This is a genomic window from Terrisporobacter sp. (assembly GCF_017888745.1).
GTDB lineage: Bacteria > Bacillota > Clostridia > Peptostreptococcales > Peptostreptococcaceae > Terrisporobacter.
The window spans coordinates 1-4,458 of record NZ_JAGHFM010000315.1; the positions used below are offsets into that span (position 1 = coordinate 1).

The following is a 4,458-nucleotide window of genomic DNA, read 5'->3' on the forward strand; positions in this document are numbered from 1 at the left end:
AAGTTCATAAATTTTTCCTATATCATGAAGCTTAGCACTAAGTACTGCTATTTCTCTTCGCCTACAATCATATCTATCACATAATACTTTAGTCAAATACATTACATTCAAAGTATGTTCAGCTAGTACTCCTATATAGTTATGATGCATAGATACTCCACCTATTCCTTTTTTAAATTTTTCTAAGAAATCCTCATCTTTAAAAAAATAGTCATTTAGTTTTACCGCCTGAGGCGAAATTATACATTCTTTACTTATATCCTCAATATCATTCATTATATCTCCAATAGGTCTATCAACAGTTGGTAAATAGTCTTCTATATTAAATTTTTCTAATACTCTTAGATTTGTCACATCTATTACAAAATCTTTAACTCCTTCAATTTCTACCACTTGTCCTACTTCTAATTTTAACTTTGCATTAATCTTAGCATTTATATATCCACTTCTATCACTTAAGGTATAAACCATTTTATTATTATCTTTATATAGTTTCTTCATTATCATAAGAGGTATTTTCACATTGCCATCTTTTAAATCTTTAAGAAATATCTTTTTGTCAGTCATGATTTGCTCCTTATAAAAATATTTTTTAACTACAAAGGCTCTAGACTGAAAGTTGAACTATCAAATCTAGAGCCTCTTTTCAAAAGACATAGGTGATAGCCTAAGCTTTTGACTTATATTAAATACTTTTAATTAGAAAACTACTCACCCTTTGGCCTATGAAAATTTTGTCTAATGAATAGTATTTAACTTGATACTTTCTTCACAGTATCAAAACTAAATCCCCAAAGGTTACTACCAAAATTATAGATATAAATCTAGCTTTTGCATAGTGAATTTAGTTGTAGTTAATCTTCATTAACTACTTATCCATATAATAACCATTAATTTGTTTTTTATTTATATTATTATGATATTTTATATTTAATCTATTGGTTATTATTAGTATATAAAGTTTAATTAATTCAATTGTAATATTTTTGACTTAATTTTTTAAATCATACTCGAACTCACCATTTTCTTTCATGGAAAAGAAATCAGCATATCCTATATCAAAAACTCTATCCTTCAAGTTTTTAATTTCTACATTATGTTTTATTAAGTATGTTATAGGTCCAGTATATGAAATATCTCCTTGAGCTAAAAATCCAGTTATAATATTATCTTTTATAACAAATTTTTTATATCCATATTTATCACATCTAGTTATAACATCATAAGTATCATCTGGTGGAATTACTATCCCTAAAGAAACTGTTGGTATGCCTACAAAATTCATACTATTTTTGAAAGTAAAGTCATCATCTAGTATTTTTTCTACTCCAACCATATTATATGCAGCTACTATTCCTTGCTTAACAGCTAATGGCCAAATTGCATTTTTTCCAACAACATCTCCTGCTGCATAAACATCTTTTATATTAGTTTCACATTTGTTGCTTATAACTATCCCTCTATTATTTTCTATATCTGTATTATCAATAAAATCAGTATTTGGCTTTACTCCTGTAGAAACTATTAACATATCACATTCTACTACTGTGTTGTCTCCTAGCTCTACACCCTTTACATCATTATTTTCATCTAAGACTATTTGATTGACTGGTAAAGAAGGATATAGTTTTGCTCCCAATTCTATAAATTTATCTTCATATACTTTGGCTGAATATTCATCAAGCTGTCTATCTAAAATAAAGTCATTTGGATAAATTAAAGATACTTCTAAATCTTCAAATTCCATTAAGGCTGTAAGAGCATCTATACCAATTAATCCTGCCCCTATTATGGCAACTTTTTTAGAAGTATTAATTTTTTCTTTTATATCAAATACATCTTCTATATTTCTCAGTGGATATATATGATTTCCTTGTTTAATATTTTTTATAGGAGGAATAAAAGCTGAAGCTCCAGTTGCAATCAGCAATTTATCATAACTTATATCTTGATTATCTAATCTTACAATTTTATTTTCCGTATCAATACTATTGACAGTTTTACTTTTCAACCAATTTATATTATTTTCTCCTATAAAATTTTCTTCTACAAAGTTTATGCTCTCCACACTTCGATGCCCTGAGATGACATGATGTAACATACAGCGAGAATAAATTTTGTCATCTTTAGATATTAGCGTTATATTAGCTTCTTTATCTAAATCTCTCAAAATTTTTATAGCATTTATACCAGCTGTACTAGACCCTAAAACCACATAATTTTTATTTGGCATAAGCTTCCTCCTTTTGTAACTGTATAGCCCCCGTTGGACAATTAGCTACACATCTAGGATATTCTTCATCTTTACATAAATCACATTTTAATACGTATTGTTTTGTTCTATCATCTACTTTTAATAAACCATAAGGACATGACATTACACACATATAACATGAACCGCATTTTGTACTATCATAAGAAACTATTCCACTTTCCTTATCTTTGTTCATTGCTCCACTCATACAAGTCATTACACATTCTGGTTCATCACAATGTCTGCAAAATATAGGAACTGGCTTATTATCTTGATTAAATTCTATATGACCTCTAGCATCTGTATCAATATTTTCTAAATCTAATGTATACATATCTTTTACATCACTATGTCTCAACATACAAGCTAAAACACAACTTTTACATCCTTCGCATAAATTTTTATCTATTATAATTCTATGCATAAGAAATCACATCCTTTAATCCAAGTTTTTGTCTTCTATCTATTATGATTTCTTCTAATTGATCTGCTGAAGACTTAGGATCTTGGTTAACTATTACATGACCTCCTGTTATATCTTTTAAAGAGTTTGTTAGTACTTCTGTAACTACTTTACTTCCTGTTATAAATGGTGGTAGAGCTAAATGAAGTGGAAGTCCAAGTGCTAAACCAAATGCACCATCTGCTAATGCTTGCTCTTCTAGCCATTGAGGAGCTGAAAGTACAAGTGGAAGTTGAGGTAAGTCTATACCTAAATAATCAGCAAGCTCAGTTGCAACTATTTCTAGTCTTCCTATAGCTAAACATGGTCCAAAATTTAATACTGGTGGTATTCCTAATTTTTTACATACTGCTTTTAAATTTTCTCCTGCTAAATCTTCTGCTCCTGGTGACATAAGACCAACGTTTTCAAGTCCACCTGTTGAACATCCTGCTGATAAAACTATTATATCTCTTTTAATTAATTCTTTAGTAAGTTCAACAGTATTAACATCATGTCCACCAGCAGTCATATTTGAACATCCTACTATTGCAGCAACTCCCTTTATAGTTCCATCTGCTATTAAATCTACTAATGGCTTCCATGAATCACCTAAAAATTCTTTTAAGTTCTTTTCACTAACACCAGTTAAAGATTGTTCATATCCATGATCTTTTGGTATATCTATTTTTACTTGACCTCTTCTATTTTTATAAGAAGCTAAAGCTTCATTTATTAATTTTCTATCTATTTCATCATATTTATTTCTATCTAAATAAATGTATTCTGCATTTTTCTTTTTAGCAACATCATCTAGGCATATCATTTTAACTTTTAACTCATCTGCTATAGGCTCTAACCCTGGTATTGTACAGTTAAATTCTGAAGCTACCATATCTATAGCACCAGTCGATAATACAGCTTCACTTGTAAAGTTATTTCCTGCATGACCTGCAAATATTTCTTGATAATGTTCTCCTCTAAGTTGTAAATCTTGACCTACACATGTACATCCTACTAATCTAAATCCTTTAGCCCCTACTTCCTTAGCTAAAGCTACAACTTCTGGCTCTTTTAATTTTTCTTGGAAACTTGTGAATGTTGAATGTTGATGTCCAGTTATCATTATGTTTATATAATCTTCATCTATTACTCTAAATCCTACTGGTGCCATTCTTATGACTGGATCACCTAGCATTATATCGTTTATAAGGTTTGTCAATGTTAATCCATAAAGTCCTGTTGAGATTCCTAAAGATAAACAATTCATTAACATATCTACAGGATCACTATTTAAGTTTGTAGAAGATTTTACTACTCCATCAAATACTTCTGATTTAGCTCCTCCAGGCATAATCCCTAACTCTTTCCACTTTTCTATCCTTGGACCATATGCTACTTTTTCTACTAATTTCATTTTTTCAAATCTTGGTTTATATAAGTCATCTAAAACTGCATCGGCAACTTTTATGCATTTTTCATATTTATCTTCTGATTTAACCCCTAATTTATCAGCTAAATAGTTTAATGCTTTTTCACTTTTAATTTTTCCCTTTGTTTCTCCAATATGTTTTAAGTTTAAGGCTGTATTTTCTACAACGTGAATGTAACAAGCAGAACCTGATGCTACTGCTCTTAAAAAGTTTCTTGCGACTATTGTATCTGCATCTGCACCGCAAATTCCTCTTGGTGATTTAGGTGTTATTCTACATGGACCATTTGCACATAGTCTACAACACACTCCTTGTAATCCGAATCCACA

At 29.7% G+C, this 4,458-nt stretch carries 4 protein-coding genes; all 4 read right to left on the minus strand.

What is annotated here, in order from left to right:
• A partial coding sequence (locus J7G74_RS14085) for an HD domain-containing protein (RefSeq protein ID WP_330616588.1) occupies positions 1-567 on the minus strand: 567 nt, incomplete at its 3' end.
• A 424-nt stretch (positions 568-991) separates the two neighbouring features.
• The gene (locus J7G74_RS14090) at positions 992-2,233 is read right to left on the minus strand and encodes an NAD(P)/FAD-dependent oxidoreductase (RefSeq protein ID WP_297136498.1); all 1,242 of its coding nucleotides are present in this window, start codon (positions 2,231-2,233) and stop codon (positions 992-994) included.
• A complete protein-coding gene (locus J7G74_RS14095) occupies positions 2,223-2,678 on the minus strand; it encodes a 4Fe-4S dicluster domain-containing protein (RefSeq protein ID WP_297136500.1) in 456 nt (151 codons plus the stop codon). The genes J7G74_RS14090 and J7G74_RS14095 overlap by 11 nt, the downstream gene beginning before the upstream one ends.
• On the minus strand, positions 2,671-4,458 hold a 1,788-nt coding region (gene cooS / locus J7G74_RS14100), incomplete at its 5' end, for an anaerobic carbon-monoxide dehydrogenase catalytic subunit (RefSeq protein WP_297136502.1). The genes cooS and J7G74_RS14095, both read right to left, overlap by 8 nt.